At 57.5% G+C, this 18,511-nt stretch carries 15 protein-coding genes; 12 read left to right on the top strand and 3 right to left on the bottom strand.

The genetic code is table 11. From position 1 onward, the window contains the following. Positions 1 to 4 precede the first annotated feature (4 nt). Genes C3F35_RS19755 through baeR form a run of 6 tightly spaced genes read left to right on the top strand, consistent with a single transcriptional unit; the run spans position 5 to position 10,977 of the window. Positions 5 to 1,237 carry an MdtA/MuxA family multidrug efflux RND transporter periplasmic adaptor subunit gene (locus C3F35_RS19755; protein WP_103792147.1) on the top strand — a complete coding sequence of 411 codons (1,233 nt, stop codon included), beginning with the start codon at positions 5 to 7 and terminating at the stop codon, positions 1,235 to 1,237. After that, the gene (locus tag C3F35_RS19750; protein ID WP_103792148.1) at positions 1,237 to 4,362 is read left to right on the top strand and encodes an MdtB/MuxB family multidrug efflux RND transporter permease subunit; all 3,126 of its coding nucleotides are present in this window, start codon (positions 1,237 to 1,239) and stop codon (positions 4,360 to 4,362) included. Before C3F35_RS19755 ends, C3F35_RS19750 begins: the two co-directional genes overlap by 1 nt. After that, positions 4,363 to 7,440 (top strand): multidrug efflux RND transporter permease subunit MdtC, encoded by a 3,078-nt coding sequence (mdtC, locus tag C3F35_RS19745; RefSeq protein ID WP_032612467.1) that lies wholly within the window; start codon positions 4,363 to 4,365, stop codon positions 7,438 to 7,440. Then, complete coding sequence (locus C3F35_RS19740) at positions 7,440 to 8,855, top strand: MFS transporter (RefSeq protein WP_103792149.1); 1,416 nt, start codon at positions 7,440 to 7,442, stop codon at positions 8,853 to 8,855. Before mdtC ends, C3F35_RS19740 begins: the two co-directional genes overlap by 1 nt. Further along, positions 8,852 to 10,255: a two-component system sensor histidine kinase BaeS gene (gene baeS, locus C3F35_RS19735; protein WP_032612472.1), complete on the top strand. Its 1,404-nt coding sequence runs from the start codon at positions 8,852 to 8,854 to the stop codon at positions 10,253 to 10,255. Before C3F35_RS19740 ends, baeS begins: the two co-directional genes overlap by 4 nt. Beyond that, on the top strand, positions 10,252 to 10,977 hold the full coding sequence (gene baeR / locus C3F35_RS19730) for a two-component system response regulator BaeR (RefSeq protein WP_032612474.1): 726 nt from the start codon (positions 10,252 to 10,254) through the stop codon (positions 10,975 to 10,977). The genes baeS and baeR overlap by 4 nt, the downstream gene beginning before the upstream one ends. A 37-nt stretch (positions 10,978 to 11,014) precedes the next feature. On the opposite strand, the gene C3F35_RS19725 is transcribed toward baeR, so the two are convergent. Further along, positions 11,015 to 11,758, bottom strand: a complete 744-nt coding sequence (locus C3F35_RS19725; protein WP_032612475.1) for a MerR family transcriptional regulator — start codon at positions 11,756 to 11,758, stop codon at positions 11,015 to 11,017. A 114-nt stretch (positions 11,759 to 11,872) separates the two neighbouring features. Then, positions 11,873 to 13,093: a diguanylate phosphodiesterase gene (locus tag C3F35_RS19720; protein ID WP_103792150.1), complete on the bottom strand. Its 1,221-nt coding sequence runs from the start codon at positions 13,091 to 13,093 to the stop codon at positions 11,873 to 11,875. A gap of 302 nt (positions 13,094 to 13,395) precedes the next feature. Here C3F35_RS19720 and ycgZ point away from each other — a divergent pair, with 302 nt between their 5' ends. The 3 genes from ycgZ (at position 13,396) to C3F35_RS19705 (ending at position 14,406) form a co-directional block, all read left to right on the top strand. Then, a complete protein-coding gene (gene ycgZ / locus C3F35_RS19715) occupies positions 13,396 to 13,635 on the top strand; it encodes a regulatory protein YcgZ (protein WP_032612477.1) in 240 nt (79 codons plus the stop codon). A 139-nt stretch (positions 13,636 to 13,774) separates the two neighbouring features. Next, on the top strand, positions 13,775 to 14,089 hold the full coding sequence (locus C3F35_RS19710) for a hypothetical protein (protein ID WP_032612478.1): 315 nt from the start codon (positions 13,775 to 13,777) through the stop codon (positions 14,087 to 14,089). A 50-nt stretch (positions 14,090 to 14,139) separates the two neighbouring features. Next, a complete protein-coding gene (locus C3F35_RS19705) occupies positions 14,140 to 14,406 on the top strand; it encodes a biofilm development regulator YmgB/AriR family protein (protein ID WP_032612594.1) in 267 nt (88 codons plus the stop codon). An 87-nt stretch (positions 14,407 to 14,493) separates the two neighbouring features. Here C3F35_RS19705 and C3F35_RS19700 read toward each other — a convergent pair whose 3' ends face one another. Further along, positions 14,494 to 15,021 (bottom strand): cytochrome b, encoded by a 528-nt coding sequence (locus tag C3F35_RS19700; protein WP_103792151.1) that lies wholly within the window; start codon positions 15,019 to 15,021, stop codon positions 14,494 to 14,496. Positions 15,022 to 15,376: 355 nt separating this feature from the next. On the opposite strand from C3F35_RS19700, the gene trhP reads away from it, so the two are divergent. From trhP to yegS, 3 genes are all read left to right on the top strand, one after another. Next, a complete protein-coding gene (gene trhP, locus C3F35_RS19695) occupies positions 15,377 to 16,738 on the top strand; it encodes a prephenate-dependent tRNA uridine(34) hydroxylase TrhP (protein ID WP_032612485.1) in 1,362 nt (453 codons plus the stop codon). A 364-nt stretch (positions 16,739 to 17,102) separates the two neighbouring features. Then, a complete protein-coding gene (locus C3F35_RS19690; protein ID WP_103792152.1) occupies positions 17,103 to 17,441 on the top strand; it encodes an anti-adapter protein iraM in 339 nt (112 codons plus the stop codon). A gap of 128 nt (positions 17,442 to 17,569) precedes the next feature. Continuing rightward, positions 17,570 to 18,469 carry a lipid kinase YegS gene (gene yegS / locus C3F35_RS19685; RefSeq protein WP_032612488.1) on the top strand — a complete coding sequence of 300 codons (900 nt, stop codon included), beginning with the start codon at positions 17,570 to 17,572 and terminating at the stop codon, positions 18,467 to 18,469. Positions 18,470 to 18,511 lie beyond the last annotated feature (42 nt).

The raw sequence follows: 18,511 nt of genomic DNA, 5'->3' as shown, positions 1-18,511 counted from the left end.
AACGATGAAAGGCCGCAATAAATCCCGCTGGGTAATCGCCGCTGGCATCATTGTGGTGGCCCTTGCCGCCGCGTGGTACTGGCATCAACAGTCTTCGGCCCCTGCCGGTGCGTCCAGCCAGGCGCAGCGCCCAACAGGCGGTGGACGCCACGGAATGCGCGGCGGGGCGCTGGCCCCGGTGCAGGCCGCGACCGCAGAAAGTAAATCCGTGCCGCGCTACCTCTCCGGGCTGGGCACCATTACCGCAGCCAACACCGTTACCGTGCGCAGCCGCGTCGACGGGCAGCTGATCGCCCTGCACTTCCAGGAAGGACAGCAGGTGAAAGCTGGCGATCTGCTGGCTGAAATCGACCCCAGCCAGTTCAAGGTAGCGCTGGCCCAGGCGCAGGGACAGCTGGCGAAAGACACCGCCACCCTCGCCAATGCCCGCCGCGATCTGGCCCGCTATCAGCAACTGGTGAAAACCAATCTCGTCTCCCGTCAGGAGCTGGATGCCCAACAGGCACTGGTGAGTGAAAGCCTGGGCACCATTAAAGCGGATCAGGCCGCCGTTGCCAGCGCCCAGCTGCAGCTCGACTGGAGCCGCATCACCGCCCCTATCGACGGGCGCGTGGGGTTAAAGCAGGTGGATATCGGCAATCAGATCTCCAGTGGGGATACCACCGGGATCGTGGTGCTTACTCAGACCCACCCTATCGACCTGGTATTCACCCTGCCGGAGAGCGATATCGCCACCGTGATCCAGGCGCAGAAAGCCGGTAAGGCCTTAACCGTGGAGGCCTGGGATCGGGCCAACAAGCAGAAGCTGAGCGACGGCACCCTGCTGAGCCTCGACAACCAGATCGACACCACCACCGGCACCATCAAGCTGAAAGCGCGCTTCAACAATCAGGACGATGCCCTGTTCCCGAACCAGTTTGTCAACGCCCGGATGCTGGTCGCCACCGAAGAGAACGCCGTGGTGATCCCGACGGCTGCGCTGCAGATGGGCAACGAAGGCAACTTCGTCTGGGTGCTGAACAGCGACAACAAAGTCAGCAAGCACCTGGTTAAAGCGGGCATTCAGGACAGCCAGAGCGTGGTGATCGCCGCCGGACTGTCGGCAGGCGATCGCGTGGTAACCGACGGCATCGACCGTCTGACCGAAGGAGCAAAAGTGGAAGTGGTGGAAGCCCACAGCGACACCGCTGCCCAGCCGGCAAAACGTGAACATAAACCACAGGGAGCGACCTCCTGATGCAGGTGATGCCCCCGAGTTCTACAGGCGGGCCGTCACGTCTGTTTATCCTGCGCCCTGTCGCCACGACGCTGCTGATGGTGGCGATCCTGCTGGCGGGGATCATCGGCTACCGCTTCCTGCCCGTATCCGCCCTGCCGGAAGTGGATTACCCCACCATTCAGGTCGTCACGCTCTACCCTGGCGCCAGCCCGGATGTGATGACCTCGGCCATTACCGCTCCGCTGGAGCGCCAGTTTGGCCAGATGTCGGGCCTGAAGCAGATGTCCTCCCAAAGCGCCGGCGGCGCGTCGGTGGTGACGTTGCAGTTCCAGCTCAGCCTGTCGCTGGATGTTGCCGAGCAGGAAGTGCAGGCTGCGATCAATGCCGCCACCAACCTGCTGCCCTCCGACCTGCCTAACCCGCCGGTCTACAGCAAAGTGAACCCGGCGGATCCGCCGATCATGACCCTTGCCGTCACCTCCTCCGCCATGCCGATGACCCAGGTCGAAGACATGGTGGAAACCCGCGTGGCGCAGAAGATTTCTCAGGTTTCCGGCGTCGGGCTGGTCACGCTTTCCGGCGGCCAGCGTCCGGCGGTGCGCGTCAAACTTAATGCCCAGGCGATCGCCTCCCTCGGGCTGACCAGCGAAACCATCCGTACCGCCATCAGTAACGCCAACGTTAATTCGGCAAAGGGCTCGCTCGATGGCCCTACCCGGGCGGTGACGCTGTCCGCTAACGATCAGATGCAGTCTGCCGACGAATATCGTCAGCTGATTGTCGCGTACCAGAACGGGGCGGCGATCCGCTTAGGGGATGTCGCTACCGTCGAGCAAGGGGCAGAAAACAGCTGGCTCGGGGCGTGGGCCAACAAGCAGCAGGCGATCGTGATGAACGTGCAGCGCCAGCCGGGGGCGAATATCATTGATACCGCCGACAGCATTCGCGCCATGCTGCCAACGCTTATCGACAGCCTGCCGAAATCGGTCAGCGTCAAGGTGCTGTCGGATCGCACCACCAACATCCGCGCCTCGGTTAGCGATACCCAGTTTGAGCTGATGCTGGCGATTGCGCTGGTGGTAATGATCATCTACCTGTTCCTGCGCAACGTTCCGGCGACCATTATTCCCGCCGTGGCGGTGCCGCTCTCGCTGGTGGGCACCTTCGCGGTGATGGTATTCCTCGACTTCTCGATCAACAACCTGACGCTGATGGCCCTGACCATCGCCACCGGCTTTGTGGTGGATGACGCCATCGTGGTGATCGAAAACATCTCCCGCTATATCGAAAAAGGGGAAAAGCCGCTGGCGGCGGCGTTGAAAGGCGCGGGCGAGATCGGCTTCACCATTATCTCCCTCACCTTCTCGCTGATTGCGGTGCTGATCCCGCTGCTGTTTATGGGGGATATCGTCGGGCGACTGTTCCGTGAGTTTGCCGTCACCCTGGCGGTGGCCATTTTGATCTCGGCGGTGGTGTCCTTGACCCTCACGCCAATGATGTGCGCGCGCATGCTGAGTCATGAATCCCTGCGCAAGCAGAACCGTTTTTCCCGCGCCTCGGAACGCATGTTCGAGCGGATTATTGCCGCCTATGGCCGTATGCTGACAAAAGTGCTGAACCACCCCTGGGCCACCCTCGGTGTGGCGCTGGGCACCCTGGCCCTGAGCGTGCTGCTGTGGGTAATGATCCCAAAAGGCTTCTTCCCAATCCAGGATAACGGCATTATCCAGGGTACCCTGCAGGCGCCGCAGTCGGTGTCCTTTGCCAGCATGGCGCAGCGCCAGCAGGCGGTATCGGACGTTATCATGAAGGATCCGGCGGTGGAGAGCCTGACGTCGTTTGTCGGCGTGGATGGCACCAACCCGTCGCTGAATAGCGCCCGCCTGCAGATCAACCTCAAGCCGCTGGACGATCGCGACGATCGGGTTAACAAGGTCATCGAACGACTCCAGCATGCGGTGGCCAAAGTCCCGGGTGTGACGTTGTATCTGCAGCCTACGCAGGATCTGACCATCGACACCACGGTGAGCCGCACCCAGTATCAGTTCACCTTGCAGGCCACCAGCCTGGATGCCCTCAGTACCTGGGTACCGCAGCTGGTGGATGAACTTAAGCAGCTGCCGCAGCTTGCGGATGTCAGCAGCGACTGGCAGGACAAAGGGCTGGCGGCGTACATCAACGTCGATCGCGACAGCGCCAGCCGTCTGGGGATCTCCATGGCGGATGTGGACAACGCGCTGTACAACGCCTTCGGCCAGCGCCTGATCTCCACCATCTACACCCAGGCCAACCAGTACCGGGTGGTGCTGGAGCACGATACGCGGCAGACGCCAGGCCTGGCGGCCCTTGATTCCGTGCGCCTGACCAGCAGCGGCGGCGGCATTGTGCCCCTGAGCGCCATTGCCAAAGTTGAGGAGCGCTATACGCCGCTGGCGGTAAACCATCTGGATCAGTTCCCGTCCACCACCATTTCGTTCAACGTCCCGGATGATTACTCGCTGGGCGAAGCGGTGCAGGCGATTACCGATGCAGAGAAAAACCTTAGCTTCCCGACGGACATCCAGACCAAATTCCAGGGCAGTACGCTCGCCTTCCAGGCGGCACTGGGTAGCACTGTCTGGCTGATTGTTGCCGCGGTGGTGGCGATGTACATCGTGCTGGGGGTGCTGTACGAGAGCTTTATCCACCCGATCACCATTCTCTCTACCCTGCCGACCGCAGGCGTGGGTGCCCTGCTGGCATTGATGCTGGCGGGCAGCGAGCTGGACGTGATTGCGATTATCGGCATCATCCTGCTGATCGGTATCGTCAAGAAGAACGCCATCATGATGATCGACTTTGCCCTCGCCGCCGAGCGCGAGCAGGGTATGCCGCCCCGGGAGGCCATCTACCAGGCCTGCCTGCTGCGTTTCCGCCCGATCCTGATGACCACCCTCGCCGCGCTGCTCGGTGCCCTGCCGCTGATGCTCAGTACCGGGGTCGGGGCCGAGCTGCGCCGTCCGTTAGGCATTGCCATGGTCGGCGGTCTGCTGGTGAGCCAGGTGTTGACCCTCTTTACCACCCCGGTGATCTACCTGCTGTTTGACCGCCTGGCGCTGTGGAGCAAAAGCCGCTTCCCGAAACGTGAAGAAGAGGAGGCGTAAGTGAAGTTTTTCGCCCTCTTCATTTACCGCCCGGTGGCGACGATTTTAATCTCCCTCGCCATCACCCTGTGCGGCGTGCTGGGCTTCCGGCTGCTGCCGGTGGCTCCGCTGCCGCAGGTGGATTTCCCGGTGATCATGGTCAGCGCGTCGCTGCCGGGTGCCTCGCCGGAAACCATGGCCTCGTCGGTAGCCACGCCGCTGGAGCGTTCGCTCGGGCGCATTGCCGGGGTGAACGAGATGACGTCGAGCAGCTCCCTCGGCAGCACGCGCATCATTCTGGAGTTTAACTTTAATCGCGACATCAACGGCGCGGCGCGCGACGTGCAGGCGGCGATCAACGCTGCGCAAAGCCTCCTCCCGAGCGGGATGCCGAGTCGGCCAACCTACCGCAAAGCCAACCCGTCCGATGCGCCCATTATGATCCTGACGCTCACCTCGGACACCTACTCCCAGGGGCAGCTGTACGACTTCGCCTCCACCCAGCTGGCGCAGACCATCGCCCAGATCGACGGCGTGGGGGATGTGGATGTCGGCGGTAGCTCCCTGCCCGCGGTGCGCGTGGGGTTGAACCCGCAGGCGCTGTTTAACCAGGGCGTCTCGCTGGATGACGTGCGCAGCGCCATCAGCAATGCCAACGTGCGTAAACCGCAGGGTTCGGTGGAGGATGACAGCCACCGCTGGCAGATCCAGACCAACGATGAGCTGAAAACCGCGGCGGAATATCAGCCGCTGATCATCCATTACAACAACGGCGCAGCCGTGCGCTTAAGCGATGTGGCGAGCGTCACGGACTCGGTGCAGGACGTGCGCAACGCCGGGATGACCAATGCCAAACCCGCGATTTTGCTGATGATCCGCAAGCTGCCGGAAGCCAACATTATCGAGACGGTCAACAGCATCCGCGCCCGCCTGCCGGAGTTGCAGGAGACCATTCCGGCGGCCATCGATCTGCAGATTGCCCAGGATCGCTCCCCGACCATTCGCGCCTCGCTGGAAGAGGTGGAACAGTCGCTGATCATCTCGGTGGCGCTGGTGATCCTGGTGGTGTTCCTGTTCCTGCGCTCGGGCCGCGCAACGCTAATCCCGGCCGTCGCCGTGCCGGTATCGTTGATTGGGACCTTCGCCGCCATGTACCTGTGCGGTTTTAGCCTCAACAACCTGTCGCTGATGGCGCTGACTATCGCCACCGGCTTTGTAGTAGATGACGCCATCGTGGTGCTGGAGAACATCTCCCGCCACCTCGAAGCGGGAATGAAACCTCTCCAGGCGGCATTGCAGGGCAGCCGGGAGGTAGGCTTTACGGTGCTCTCCATGAGCCTGTCGCTGGTGGCGGTGTTCCTGCCGCTGCTGCTGATGGACGGGCTGCCAGGGCGTCTGTTGCGGGAGTTTGCGGTCACGCTGTCGGTGGCGATCGGTATTTCTCTGCTGGTGTCGTTAACCCTTACCCCGATGATGTGCGGCTGGATGCTCAAGCGCAGCCCGCCCCAGTCGCAGCCGCGCAAAAAAGGCTTTGGCCGGATGCTGATGGCGTTACAGACGAGCTACGGTAAATCGCTGAAATGGGTGCTGAACCACACCCGGATCGTCGGGCTGGTGTTAATTGGCACCATCGCACTTAACGTCTGGATGTACATCACCATCCCCAAAACCTTTTTCCCGGAGCAGGACACCGGGGTATTGATGGGGGGGATACAGGCCGATCAGAGCATCTCCTTCCAGGCCATGCGCGGTAAGTTGCAGGATTTCATGAAGATCATCCGCGAAGACAAGGCCGTGGATAACGTCACCGGCTTTACCGGCGGCTCGCGGGTCAACAGCGGAATGATGTTTATCACTCTCAAGTCGCGCGACCAGCGTAACGAAACCGCCCAGCAGGTGATCGACCGCCTCAGGGTGAAGTTAGCCAAAGAGCCGGGGGCGAACATGTTCCTGGTGGCGGTGCAGGATATCCGCGTCGGTGGCCGTCAGTCGAACGCCAGCTACCAGTACACCCTGCTGTCGGACGATCTTGCCGCACTCAGAGAGTGGGAGCCTAAAATCCGTAAAGCGCTGGCGGCACTGCCGGAGCTGGCAGACGTTAACTCCGACCAACAGGATAACGGCGCGGAGATGGCGCTGACCTACGATCGCGAAACCATGTCACGGCTGGGCATTGATGTGAGCGCCGCCAACAGTCTGCTGAATAACGCCTTCGGCCAGCGCCAGATCTCGACCATCTATCAGCCGATGAACCAGTACAAAGTGGTCATGGAGGTCGATCCGCGCTATACCCAGGACATCAGTGCGCTGGATAAAATGTTCGTGATTAATAACGACGGCAAGGCGATCCCGCTGTCGTACTTTGCCCACTGGCAACCCGCTAACGCGCCGCTGTCGGTGAATCATCAGGGGCTGTCGGCGGCATCGACCGTATCGTTTAACCTGCCGACTGGCAAATCCCTCTCTGAAGCCAGCGAGGCCATCAACCGTGCCATGACCCAGCTTGGCGTGCCGTCAACGGTGCGCGGCAGCTTTGCCGGTACGGCTCAGGTCTTCCAGGAGACGATGAACTCGCAGGTGATATTGATTCTGGCGGCGATTGCCACGGTCTATATCGTGCTCGGGGTTCTGTACGAGAGCTACGTCCATCCGCTGACCATTCTCTCCACCCTGCCCTCGGCGGGCGTAGGGGCGTTGCTGGCGCTGGAGCTGTTTGGCGCGCCGTTCAGCCTGATTGCGTTGATTGGCATTATGCTGTTAATCGGGATCGTGAAGAAGAACGCCATTATGATGGTCGACTTTGCGCTGGAGGCACAGCGCAACGGCAATATGACCCCGCAGGAGGCGATCTTCCAGGCCTGCCTGCTGCGTTTTCGGCCGATCATGATGACCACCCTGGCGGCGCTGTTTGGCGCGCTGCCGCTGGTGATCTCCAGCGGTGATGGCGCAGAGCTGCGTCAGCCTCTGGGCATTACCATTGTCGGTGGGCTGGTGATGAGCCAGCTGCTGACGCTCTACACCACTCCGGTGGTCTATCTGTTCTTTGACCGCTTACGGGTGCGTTTTTCACGTAAACAGAAAGAGACGGTAACCGGCTGATGACTGATCTCCCCGCTAACGTTCGCTGGCAGTTATGGATCGTCGCCTTCGGCTTTTTTATGCAGGCCCTGGATACGACCATTGTTAATACTGCCCTCCCCTCGATGGCGCAAAGCCTGGGGGAGAGTCCGCTGCATATGCATATGGTGATCGTCGCCTATGTGCTGACGGTGGCTGTCATGCTGCCCGCCAGCGGCTGGCTGGCGGATAAAGTGGGGGTGCGTAATATCTTTTGTACCGCCATCGTGCTGTTTACCGCCGGGTCGCTCTTCTGTGCCCGGGCAGAGACGCTGAACGAACTGGTGCTATCCCGGGTGTTGCAGGGCGTCGGCGGGGCAATGATGGTGCCGGTCGGCAGGCTGACGGTGATGAAGATTGTCCCGCGCGCGCAGTACATGGCGGCGATGACCTTCGTCACCCTGCCCGGCCAGGTCGGGCCGCTACTTGGCCCGGCGCTCGGCGGAATGCTGGTGGAGTACGCCTCCTGGCACTGGATCTTCCTGATTAACCTGCCGGTGGGCATTATCGGGGCGATTGCCACCCTCTGGCTGATGCCGAACTACAAAATGCAGACCCGGCGCTTCGATCTGGTGGGCTTTTTCCTGCTGGCGGCGGGAATGGCGACCCTGACCCTGGCGCTGGACGGGCAAAAAGGGCTGGGGATCTCCACGTTATCGCTGGTCGGGCTGGTCGCCATCGGGGTGGTTTCTATTCTGTGGTATCTGTGGCACGCCAGAGGCAACGACCGCGCCCTGTTCAGCCTGACGCTGTTTCAAAATACCACCTACCGTCTGGGGCTGCTCGGCAGCTTTGCCGGGCGCATCGGCAGCGGGATGCTGCCGTTTATGACCCCGGTCTTTTTGCAGATTGGCCTCGGCTTTTCGCCGTTCCACGCCGGTCTGATGATGATCCCGATGGTGCTCGGCAGCATGGGGATGAAGCGCATTGTGGTCCAGGTGGTGAACTATTTTGGCTATCGTCGGGTGCTGGTGGCCTCCACGCTGGGGCTGGCGCTGGTGAGCCTGCTGTTTATGGCCGTGGCGCTGCTGGGCTGGTACTACGTTCTGCCGCTGGTACTGTTCTGCCAGGGGATGATCAATTCCATCCGCTTCTCCTCCATGAATACCCTGACGCTGAAAGATCTGCCCGATGAGCAGGCGAGCAGCGGCAACAGCCTGCTGTCGATGATTATGCAACTGTCAATGAGCGTCGGCGTGACCATCGCCGGGTTGCTGTTGGGCATGTACGGCCAGCATCACCTGACGGCTGACAGCCCGGTGGTCCATCAGGTCTTCCTCTACACCTACCTGAGCATGGCGGTGATTATCGCCCTGCCGGCCATTATTTTCGCCCGGGTCCCGGATGATACCAGTAAGAATGTCGTCATCAGGCGGCGCAAAAGGAGTGAACCATGAAGTTCTGGCGGCCCGGCATTACCGGTAAGCTGTTTCTGGCCATCTTTGCCACCTGTATCGTACTGCTGATCACCATGCACTGGGCAGTGCGGGTGAGCTTTGAGCGTGGCTTTATCGACTACATCAAACACGGTAACGAACAGCGGTTACAGGGCTTAAGCGATGCGCTGGCCGAGCAATACGCCCTGCACGGCAACTGGCGTTTTTTACGCAATAATGACCGGTTTATTTTCCAGATCCTGCGCTCGCTGGAGCACGACACTGACGACGATCGTCCCGGCCCCGGCATGCCGCCCCACGGCTGGCGCACCCAGTTCTGGGTGATCGACCAGGATATGCGGGTGCTGGTGGGGCCGCGTGCTCCGGTGCCGCCGGACGGCACGAAGCGGGCCATTACCGTCAACGGCGCTGCCGTCGGCTGGGTGATCGCCTCCCCGGTCGAGCGGCTGACGCGCAATACCGACATCAACTTCGACCGCCAACAGCGCCAGACCAGTTGGCTGATTGTCGCCCTCTCCACCCTGCTGGCGGCGCTGGCGACCTTCCCGCTGGCGCGTGGCCTGCTGGCCCCGGTCAAACGGCTGGTGGAAGGGACGCATCAACTGGCGGCAGGCGATTTTACCACGCGCGTGGATACCCGCAGCCAGGACGAACTGGGCAAGCTGGCGCAGGACTTTAACCAGCTCGCCAGCACGCTTGAGAAGAACCAGCAGATGCGGCGGGATTTTATGGCCGATATCTCCCACGAACTGCGCACCCCGCTGGCGGTGCTGCGCGGCGAGCTGGAGGCGATCCAGGACGGGGTACGCAAGTTCACCCCGGAGTCCGTCACCTCCCTGCAGGCGGAAGTGGGGACGCTGACCAAGCTGGTGGAGGATCTCCATCAGCTGTCGATGTCCGACGAAGGGGCGCTGGCCTATCAGAAAGCGCCTGTCGATGTGATTAACATTCTGGAAATGGCCAGCGGCGTTTTCCGCGAACGCTTTGCCAGTCGTGACCTTCGCATTGAGCTGTCGCTGCCGGACAACGCGGTGGTGTTTGGCGATCGCGACCGGCTGATGCAGCTTTTCAACAACCTGCTGGAAAACAGCCTGCGCTATACCGACGCGGGGGGCGCGCTGCGTATTTCCGGTAAATGCGAAGATCACCGCTTTGCACTGACCTTTGCCGACACCGCACCCGGCGTCTCTGACGATCAGCTTCACCGACTGTTTGAGCGTTTTTATCGCACCGAAGGCTCCCGCAACCGCGCCAGCGGCGGATCGGGGCTGGGGCTGGCGATCTGCGTTAACATCGTCGAAGCTCACGGGGGCACCCTCCGCGCCGCCCATTCGCCTTTTGGCGGGGTTAGCATTACAGTAGAGCTACCGCTGGAACGCGATTTATCGAGAGAAGTATGACTGAGTTACCCATTGACGAAAATACCCCCCGCATCCTGATCGTGGAGGATGAGCCTAAGCTTGGGCAGTTATTAATCGACTATCTGCGGGCGGCAAGTTATGCCCCGTCGCTTATCAGCCACGGCGACCAGGTTCTGCCGTATGTGCGCCAGACCCCGCCGGACCTGATCCTGCTCGATCTCATGCTGCCCGGCACCGATGGTCTGACCCTGTGTCGCGAAATCCGCCGCTTCTCCGAAGTGCCGATTGTCATGGTGACCGCCAAAATCGAAGAGATTGACCGACTGTTGGGACTGGAGATCGGCGCCGATGATTACATCTGCAAACCCTACAGCCCGCGCGAAGTGGTGGCCCGGGTAAAAACCATTCTGCGCCGCTGCAAACCGCAGCGTGATCTACAGGCGCTGGATGCCGAAAGTCCGTTAATCATCGATGAAGGCCGTTTTCAGGCAAGCTGGCGCAACAAGCTGTTGGATCTGACCCCCGCCGAGTTTCGCCTGCTGAAAACCCTGTCGCACGAGCCGGGCAAGGTTTTCTCTCGCGAGCAACTGCTGAACCATCTGTATGATGACTACCGGGTGGTGACCGATCGTACTATCGACAGCCACATCAAAAACTTGCGGCGCAAGCTGGAATCCCTTGATGCAGAGCAGTCGTTTATTCGCGCAGTTTACGGTGTGGGATATCGCTGGGAAGCGGATGCGTGCCGGATCGGCGCGTGACAGGAAATAAAATGACCCGCTACGGCGGGTGATATGCTCAGGCCGCCTCGGCCAGCCCGTGGGCGGTAATGCTGTAACCCTGCTTTTGCCAGTGCTCAAGCTGCAGACGCTGTTGCGGCGATAACACCGGGCCTGCCCAGACAAGGATGTGCTGGCCGGGGAAGAACTCGGGATGGGGTAACTCCAGCGGTTCAGCAAACACGTTAATGCGCCAGCCACGCTGCGAAAGACGCCACGCCTCCAGCCACAGACGGGTACGGTCCTCCACGCTCCAGCCAATCAATAATGCATCCCGGCCCGCTTTGCTGCGTGACTCGCTCAGGCTGGTGACTGCCTGCTCGATCAGAATGCCGTCCAGCAGGCTGCACATGATACTTGCGGTATTTTGATCGAGACTGAGGTTTTCCCGGACGGGAATAAAAACATGGTCAATCAGGACCTCGACAGCGTGGTGCTGGCAGAATGCGACAATCTGCGCGCGGGACTTACCCGGGCTGACCTGACGCAACATGCCCATCATCTCTTCCTGCAAGGTACGCCAGTCTCCTGGCTCAGGGACTTTGTCCTGATCTAGCAGGGCTTTGACCTTACCGACCGGCACGCCACGCTCAATCCAGCGTTTGATCTCCTCGATACGCAGGATGTCGTCGTCGTCAAATTGTCGATGTCCGCCTTCACTACGCTGCGGTTTTAGCAACCCGTACCGACGCTGCCATGCACGTAGCGTAACGGGATTTATGCCGCAGCGTTCTGCTACATCGCCAATACTGTAAAAGGCCATCGATTCTCCCTGTCTGACCAATAGATTCGTTAACCAAAGTAACGAATCTCACCGGGGTGTACAACTTGTTATATTGTACAACAGAATTGTATCACTGCCCGGTGTGGATCAGTTTCAGAAAATTTCTTTTAGCTCAGGCCACGCCACAGGCGGGATACCGGCCAGTTCAGGGTGGGCAAACAGGTGTCCCTGGAAGTGAGAAATACCTGCCGATTCGAGCCACATCCACTCTTCCGGTTGCTCGACACCGACCGCAGAGATCAGAATTTCCAAAGCTGTACAACATTTGATGATTGCCAGCACGATGGCCTGACGTGGACCGCTCTTGTGTACGTCGCGGATCAGGTCACGGTTAATCTTAATCCGGTCTGGCTGGAACTGTGCCAACAGCAACAGACCGGCAAAACCGCCACCAAAGTGGTCGATGGTCACGCCGATCCCCGCAGCCTTTAACTCACGCACCGCACCGGTGAATTCATCGAGACGGGAGATGACTTCGTTCTCCGTAAATTCCACCACGATCTGCTCGGGCACCAGCCCGTTGGCCTCTATCTCCTGAATCAGATAGCTCACCGCATCAGGCACGTTGACCAGCGTCATCGGAAGCAGGTTAACAGAGAGGCTCTGCTCTCCCAGCCCCAGCGCGCTGGCCATCGCAAAGGCGACGCTCTTGCTTTTGAGATCGGCTTCGTAGAGTTCATCTCCCACTAACCCCTCAAACCAGTGCCGGGATACCCCGCCATCCGGGGTACGGATAAGGGCCTCCAGTGAGACGATTTCCCGTGCCAGCGGATCGATAATCGGCTGAAAAGCAAAGTTGCACACCTCGCTGTAGCGCCGCGACAGCGCACGAACGCTGGGGGCGCCGGTATCAGCAATAAAGTCCCAGTGATCCCCCGAAGGCAGCTCAAAATAGTTCTCTTTTTCACTCTCTTCGACGAAGGTTCTGAAGAACTGCAACGACCTGTCGTTGTAGGTCAACTGGTACTTGGTCGTGCCTTTATCCAGCACGTTTTGCAGCACCTCTTCGCGATCGTATCGTCGTAAATCAAAGAGTTCCATACCGCACTTCCCGAAACGCCGCGCGGGGGAATAGTCACATAGCAGTTCCACCACGTTGTGATGACGCGGGTCTTCGCAGATAGCGCGGTAAATCGCTCTTACGTTTTCCTCGGGTCCTTCAAGCAACTGGAAAAAGAGCTTTCCGTTAAACAGAAGAATGCCGCTGACCCCGGCTTCGCTGTTTTTTTTGTTTGCTGCAACAACCATGTCTTCCAGCACAGTAACCGGTACGTGATCACGAAAGTGACTACGGTAAATGATGGTAGTGAGCATAAGTTTCCAATAGCGGAGGTGAATGAATGTTCACAGTATCAGATGGTTGGCGTTACGTCTTGTTAACCCACACGGGGGTTTTCTCGCCCTTTCTGTATTCCGACAATAACGGTTAAAAACGCCAGGAATGTACAATATTTTCTTCCTTTTTCACCGAATTTTTTATAATTAAATCTTTGATATATATAGTTTAGCACGTAATGATCAAAATATATTTGTTAACTTGTACAATTAGTATGTACAGTATTCACCAGTTAACAAGATATTAACCATTTTAGCTCTGCGGATTTCAGGAGTGACATATGCGCGAGAACGGGTTTGCACCGAATACAGCCAATGCCATTACCCAGTACTTTAATAAAGCTAACCAGCCTTCTCAGCAGGAGACGCTGGGACAAATCGTTGTGGAGCTACTGAGGGAAGGAAAAATCCTCAACCGGAAAGCCATCTGCACCCGACTGCTTTACCGGATGGAACAGGCAACCGATCAGGAAGAGGAGAGCCGTTACCAAACGCTGATTGGCCTGCTTTTTGAACGTTAAGATATGTAAGCCCACAGCCGCTAATTGAATTGTTTTCAAGTCGGTTTTTTCTCCAGGACAGTTTTTTTATACTGTCACGACAGACTGACTTAAGGCCGCAATTCCTCTAACAGGTAAGTGTGGCAACAGAGACGTAGTTATGAACAGAAGTGACCATGAACGATTAACTGATGAACTTATTGGCGAAGCCACTCTTTCTTTGCTTAAGGATAACGGCCCCATCAGCATGAAACTCTTGCTACAGAGGCTGCAACAGATGTTATCGGCAGAGCGAGACGGCCAGCGTCGGAACGTGCTTTCCCAAATCATCCTGGAAATTTCCAACGATGGTAAAGGTGGTGCCCAACGCAAGCCAATGAATGAACAGCAGGATTGGGACACGGATGGTCGAAACAACAGCAATGTTTATCCTCTGTTTGGCAATAGCCAGCACGCCAACAGCAAAAAACACTGACTGTATTATTAATTTATTAACTTAACCGGTGTGACACTATGAGCCAGGCTATGCTCCAGAATCCAGACTTGTACGAAGAACTGCCTAATGCTGCGTTATCCAACTATTTCCGCAGCGCGGGCGGTTTGTTAGCCGAAGAGTGGGCGCTGCTTGAATCTGTGATGGGCGCTATTCATGCTGCGAAGGAACCGGTGACCAATAAAGCGATTATTTTACGACTGATTAAGCAGATTGAGTCCACTCACGACGTCGTCAAAGCCGATATCATCCGTAAAACGCTGGAAATTATTGTCGATCACACCCAGGACGACCTCTGAGCGCCCCGCTGAATTAAACGCCGACTGTACTGTCCTGCCGTCGGCGTTTTTTTATCCAAACCCGTAGCACTGCTGCTCTACATCGCTCTACAACATACGCCGCAAAATTTCCCCCTGGCCTTGAAGGGTATATCGAATCACTGCCGCCACGTGCATGAACAAAATCACGCCAAGTGTAATGCAGCTCACCCGATGAATTTTGAAGAAGAAATCGTTAATCACGTCAACGTTAACGGGCCGGGAAACGTGCATTAAACCAAAGAACTGATAATCCTTATGCAGCATTAAAAACCCGCTTACCAGCACCAGCATGATGGTCAGGTAAAAGATTTCATGCAGAAAGACCACCAGCTGTTTTTTACGTCCAGCCACGCTATCCGGGTAGGGCACTGACGGGCGAAAGAAGCGCCAGATAAAGCGCACCAGCATAATGGGGGTCGCCATTGTCCCGAGCGACATGTTTAGCACCGAGAAAAAATGGAACCAGCGCGTCCCTTCCAGCGCGTGAAGTATATACCCCATGCACATGGCATAAATAATCACTGCCGCCATCACCCAGTGCAGCAGACGGGAAAAGGGATCGTAACGATTCGCTACCCTACGTGAAGCATACATAAAACATTGTCCTCAAAATTCAACCCAAAGAAGGCCACCTCCTGTGGGTAATTAGCTGTGATCATAATTTTTGTGCGCAGCCTGCGCGGTTATCATCCCTGGGGGCCAGAACGGCTTTTCCTGGCGATATCATAGGTATCCTGGCCTGAGCGATATATGAGAAAGGAGGCGATGTGCCTAAGAATCATTCGCCAGAATGATGAGAAAATTCTGAAGCCAGAACCTTAACGGCTGTCGGGATAACGGTTTACCTCCCTGCCCCGCAGCGTTACAATGCCCGCCCTTAATGTATGGGATCTCCTCCCGGCGCCCACCTGGTGTGCGCATCTGACCTGTCATCAGAACGAGAACAAACATGTTTAAACCGGAACTCCTCTCCCCGGCGGGAACGCTGAAAAATATGCGTTACGCTTTCGCCTATGGCGCCGATGCCGTCTATGCGGGCCAGCCGCGTTACTCACTGCGCGTGCGTAATAACGAATTCAACCACGAGAATCTGCAGCTCGGCATCAACGAAGCCCACGCGCAGGGGAAAAAATTCTACGTGGTGGTGAATATCGCCCCGCATAACGCCAAGCTGAAAACCTTTATCCGCGACCTGAAACCGGTGGTGGAGATGGGGCCTGATGCCTTGATTATGTCGGACCCGGGTTTAATCATGCTGGTACGGGAAAACTTCCCGGAGATGGACATTCACCTCTCGGTGCAGGCCAATGCCGTTAACTGGGCAACAGTGAAATTCTGGCAGCAGATGGGGCTGACCCGCGTGATTCTGTCCCGCGAGCTGTCGCTGGAAGAGATCGAAGAGATCCGCAGCCAAGTGCCGGAAATGGAGCTTGAGATTTTCGTCCACGGGGCACTGTGCATGGCTTATTCTGGCCGCTGCCTGCTCTCTGGCTACATCAACAAACGTGACCCGAACCAGGGGACCTGCACCAACGCCTGCCGCTGGGAATATAAAGTCCAGGAAGGTAAACAGGATGAGGTGGGCAATATCGTGCATAAGCACGAGCCGATCCCGGTGCAGACCATTGAGCCAACATTAGGTCTGGGTGCGCCAACCGACAGCGTGTTTATGATTGAAGAGGCCCAGCGTCCGGGCGAATACATGACCGCGTTCGAAGATGAGCACGGCACCTACATCATGAACTCCAAAGATCTGCGTGCCATCGCCCACGTTGAGCGCCTGACCCAGATGGGCGTGCACTCGCTGAAGATCGAAGGCCGCACCAAATCCTATTACTACTGCGCGCGTACCGCCCAGGTCTACCGCAAGGCGATCGACGACGCAGCGGCGGGTAAACCGTTCGACCCGACCCTGCTGGAAACACTGGAAGGGCTGGCACACCGCGGCTACACCGAAGGCTTCCTGCGTCGTCATACCCATGACGATTACCAGAACTATGAATATGGCCACTCGCTTTCCGAGCGCCAGCAGTTTGTCGGGGAGTTCACCGGCGAGCGCAAAGGTCCACTGGCAGCGGTTGCGGTGAAAAACAAATTCCTTGTGGGTAACAGCCTGGAGTTGATGACCCCACAGGGCAACGTGAATTTCACTCTCGAACATATGCAGAATGGTAAAGGTGAAGCCGTATCAGTCGCACCGGGTGATGGTCATACCGTCTGGCTGCCTGTGCCGGAAGATATTTCGCTGGATTATGCCCTGCTGATGCGTAATTTCACCGGGGAAAACACCCGTAACCCGCATGCTGGCTAGTCAATTGTGTTATTTTTGGTATGGGATGATTCTTAGAATCCGATCACATACCGCTGCGTTTTTTACGGTTATTATTGATAACGCTGAAAAACATAACCCATAAATGCTAGCTGTACCAGGAACCACCTCCTTAGCCTGAGTAATCTCCCTTACGCAGGCTAATTTTTTTGTCTGTAAAACGCCCTTCTTCCGCCTTCGCCCCTGCTTTTCTGCCCCATCCATAAGTTTCCCTAACGTAAATTTATCTTTATTTTCAATGAGAAATACCGGAATTTATGAATTTCGTAAAGTCAGGCTTTTCAAGCACCTGTACGATGTTATTCTCTGTATGAATGGAATTTCACTTAAGGATAAGGAGAAATACATGTACTGGGTGGTTGAAGAGAGGATGGTGTGCCCGCGTACCGGAACAATTTTCATTCATGTTCTTACAGTTAAAAATCTCAGGCTGATAATCTGGTATAAAGGCGATTACTTTATCAGCCCCGGCTCGGTTCTGGTGACCAGCCCTTTCGGAATCGCTGTGGATGGCAGGCTCAGACAGTTACACATCCTGCGAGCGTTTCCTTATACCCCGCCCTTTTGGTCATCATTTCTGGCGAACTCGACGTGCCCGGGCAATAACGGCACCTTGCTCACCCGCTGCGAACATCGCCAGGATTGTGTGTTCGCTTTGTGCCCTTATGGTGCTATAGCGTCATAAACGAGGTGGTCCGAGTGGCGCACGTTTTGGCTCGCCACTCATTTAATTTTTATCCTTTCGTCCTCTTCTTACCCGCTTTTCTCCGCGCTGCGATACACTTTTGAAAGATCAGCACAGGAGCAATGTGGATGGCGACCTATCCGGCAAGTTTATTAATTCTGAACGGCAAGGGCTCAGGCAACGAACTGTTGCGCGAAGCCGTAACGCTTCTTCGGGAAGAAGGCGTGGTGATCCATGTCCGCGTGACATGGGAGAAAGGTGATGCAGCACGTTATATACAGGAAGCCTGCGATCTCGCGGTGGAAACTGTCATTGCAGGCGGTGGCGATGGCACAATCAATGAAGTGGCGACGGCGCTAATTGCCCTGCCAGAGGCGCAGCGTCCCGCGCTGGGCATTTTGCCGCTCGGCACCGCCAACGATTTTGCCACCAGCGCCGGGATCCCCGACAGCCTCGATAAAGCATTGCAGCTGGCGATTGCGGGTAAAGCCACGGCGGTAGATATTGCCCGGGTGAATGATGAAACCTGCTTTATCAATATGGCCACCGGCGGGTTTGGCACGCGTATTACCAGTGAAACCCCGGAAAAAATGAAAGCCGCGCTGGGCGGCGTCTCATATCTGCTTCACGGACTGGCGCGGATGGATTTACTCAAGCCCGACAGCTGTGAAATTCGCGGCGAGAATTTTCGCTGGCAAGGGGATGCGCTGGTGATCGGTATCGGTAACGGCCGTCAGGCGGGAGGCGGGCAGCAGCTCTGCCCGGATGCATTGATTAACGATGGACAGCTACAGCTGCGCATTTTTTCTGCCAACGAACTGCTCCCGTCGCTGTTGACGACGCTGACCAACCCGGAAGAAAGTCCGAACGTCATTGACGGTCAGTCAGCCTGGTTTGAGATCGTCGCCCCGCACGGCATGACCTTTAACCTGGATGGCGAACCACTTAGCGGCGACCATTTCCGCATCACGCTCTTGCCCGGCACGCTCCAGTGTCGGTTGCCGCCGGATTGTCCGCTTCTGCGCTGAGGGTCTGCCCGGCAGCGCTGCGCCTGCCCGGGCCTACGTTTT

The sequence above is a fragment of the Leclercia sp. LSNIH3 genome (assembly GCF_002935105.1).
GTDB classification, from domain to species: domain Bacteria; phylum Pseudomonadota; class Gammaproteobacteria; order Enterobacterales; family Enterobacteriaceae; genus Enterobacter; species Enterobacter adecarboxylatus.
The sequence above is the reverse complement of the archived record's forward strand: the minus strand, read 5'-3'. Positions and strand labels throughout refer to the sequence as shown.